Annotated in this window: 2 protein-coding genes and 1 pseudogene; all 3 read left to right on the top strand. The window is 57.5% G+C overall.

Annotated features, from left to right (window positions below):
* Positions 1 to 309 (top strand): annotated as a pseudogene (locus ACEW8P_RS16165) (SusC/RagA family TonB-linked outer membrane protein); the annotation flags it as partial.
* Between the two features lie 32 nt (positions 310 to 341).
* Positions 342 to 1,820 carry a RagB/SusD family nutrient uptake outer membrane protein gene (locus tag ACEW8P_RS16170; RefSeq protein ID WP_373514117.1) on the top strand — a complete coding sequence of 493 codons (1,479 nt, stop codon included), beginning with the start codon at positions 342 to 344 and terminating at the stop codon, positions 1,818 to 1,820.
* A gap of 92 nt (positions 1,821 to 1,912) precedes the next feature.
* Complete coding sequence (locus ACEW8P_RS16175; protein WP_373514118.1) at positions 1,913 to 2,734, top strand: DUF1080 domain-containing protein; 822 nt, start codon at positions 1,913 to 1,915, stop codon at positions 2,732 to 2,734.
* The last annotated feature ends 20 nt before the right edge of the window (positions 2,735 to 2,754 follow it).

Consider the following 2,754-nt stretch of genomic DNA (forward strand, 5'->3'; position numbering starts at 1 on the left):
GACGCCAAGTACCCCATCCCGTCCACCAGCAACAGGTACCGCTTCTCGGACCGCTACGTGGAGGACGGCTCGTACATCCGGCTGCGCAACATCGAGCTTGCCTACGACCTGTCCATCGAGAAATGGAAGGTTCTGCGGAACGCGAAGATTTACGTGAGCGGCCAAAACCTGCTCACCCTCACCAATTACTCCTGGGTGGATCCCGACGTGAATTCCCGGGGCGGCTCCAATTCCCTCGATCAGGGCATCGACTACGCCACTTACCCCTCGGCCAAGCAGTGGACCGCCGGGCTGAGGATTGGTTTTTAACTATTTCAGTAAGCAAAAATACCATTGCCATCATGAAAAAACACCTTTTTCAACTGACCCTTGCGGCGATACTCCTGACCGCCGCTTCCGCTTGCAAGGACGTGCTGGTCGAGCAGCCCAAAGCCCTGACCGTCGAAGGCTTCTACAATACCCCAACGGAAGTGGAAGCCGGACTGGCCGCCATTTACGAACCCATCCGGGGCCAGATGAGCGGCTGGTGGATCGGAATCCTGGAATCGCACACCGAGTGGGGGGCCGGGCTGAGCGGGGCTGCCAACTTCGATTCCTTCAAGAGCATGCAGGGCGTGAGCAGCGTCGGGGCTAACAATCTCATCCCCCGCTGGAATGCCTTCTACCAAAGCATCAGGAACGCCAACCTGGTCATCAAGTACACCCCGGACAGCAAAATCCTCACGCCCGAACAAGTGAAGATGTACGTGGGCGAAGCAAAATTCCTGCGCGCTTTCTGCTATTTCCAGCTCGTGCGCGGCTGGGGCGGCGTCCCGCTGCACACGGAGGAAAACCTGAGCGAGTCGAACGCCATTCCCAAGGCCGGCAAGGAGAAAATTTACGAGCTGATTACCGCCGACCTGCAGGATGCCGAAACGAACCTGCCCGACAAGGCCCCTCTGGTGGGCAAGCCTTCCAAATGGACGGCGAAATCCGTGCTGGCGGATGTATTCCTGTACCGCAATATGAACAAAGAGGCCGCCGAAAAAGCCAACGAGGTCATTCAGTCCGGCAAATACTCGCTGGAAAAAGTCAAAGTGGCCGACGATTTCAACAAAGTTTTCGGGATGGGGGCCAACTCGGCCGAAGAAATTTTTTACCTCAAATACAACGTCAACAGCCCGAGCCAGTTGGTGCTTTTCACCATGCAAATATCCACGCCCTGGTTCGGGGCCAACGGTTTCGGGGTCATCAACTGGCACGACCAAGCCACTTTTTACAAGAATTGGAATGATGACGACCTAAGAAAGAGCTTCAACTGGTACCTGGACAAAAGCCGGTCGAACCCCTTTCTATCGGGCCAAACTGCGTTCCCCAACAAAGGCGTGACCATCCTGTCGCCGAAAAAATACAACAACCCCTCGGCCACGATAGCCACTTTCAGCCTGCCCGCCTACCGCTATGCCGACGTGCTGCTCATCCACGCCGAGGCTTCCACGACCGCCGCCGGACCCACCGAGGCCGGGCTGAGGAGCCTGAACATGGTGCGCCGCCGGGCCTACGGTTTCGATCCTGCCGCTCCTTCCCCCGTGGATTTCGTCGCCGCTGACTACAACGCGAAGACCTTCGTCGATTTGGTGGTCAAAGAAAGGGGCTACGAGTTTCAGTTGGAGGGCAAGCGGTGGTTCGACCTGGTGCGGTCGGGCCGCATCAAGGAGGTGATGAAGGCCAGCATCGACCGCGACGTGGCCGACAAACACCTGCTGTGGCCCATCCCGGACATCGAGTTCGACCTCAATAAGGGGCTGGACCGAGCCAAGGACCAGAATCCGGGGTATTGACGGGCGGGTGGTTTTGTGAATAGAAAACCGTCTTGTGGTTCTGTTATCGGGTAAATCGTCAGTCGCTGGTTTTAACAAGTATTCTTTTTTTTATGAAAATAAAAATTCCGGTTTTTTTCCTAATGCTTTCCATCGGGATAAGTTTTAGCCATGCCCAGACGGCCGAGCATATTCTGAGAGAAAACGGCGTTGGCCGCCAGAAAACAACGCACCTCCTCAACGGCAAGAACTTCGACGGCTGGTACACCTTCCTGCACGACCAGGGCCGGGGCCGTGACCCCGACCGCGTCTTCACGCTCGAAAAGGGCGTGCTGCACATCACGGGCTCGGAGTTCGGCAGCCTGACGACCGAGCGAGAATACGAAAACTACGAGTTGACCCTCGAGTACAAATGGGGGTCCGCCACGCACGAACCCCGCGCCAACGCCGCCCGCGACAATGGCGTGTTCATTCATTCGGTGGGCAAAGACGGCGCCTACGCTGGCAACTGGATGTACGCCATCGAGTGCCAAATCATCGAGGGCGGCACGGGCGATTTCCTGGTGGTCGGCGACGGCAGCGACGATTTCGCCATGACCAGCCCGGTGGTCTCGGCGGCCAAACCACCCTACTACCATAAGCCCGACGGCGATACTGGTACTATCCACCGGGGGCGCGTCAACTGGTGGGGCCGCGACCCGGCCTGGAAGGACGTGAAGGGCTTCCGGGGCGCGAAAGACCTCGACAAACCGCTGGGCGAGTGGACGCACATCAGGATACTGGCGATGGGGGAGGAGGTGTATTATTTCGTCAACGGTACACTGGCCAACCACGCCCTGCGCGTAAAGCCCGCCAAAGGGCGCATTCAGATTCAGTCCGAGGGGGCCGAAATATTCGTTAGGAAAGTCGAGATGACGCCTTTGGCGCGTAAATGAAATAATTTTACCAACAGGTG

The organism is Persicitalea sp., from assembly GCF_041751555.1.
In the GTDB taxonomy this organism is placed as follows: Bacteria; Bacteroidota; Bacteroidia; order Cytophagales; family Spirosomataceae; genus Persicitalea.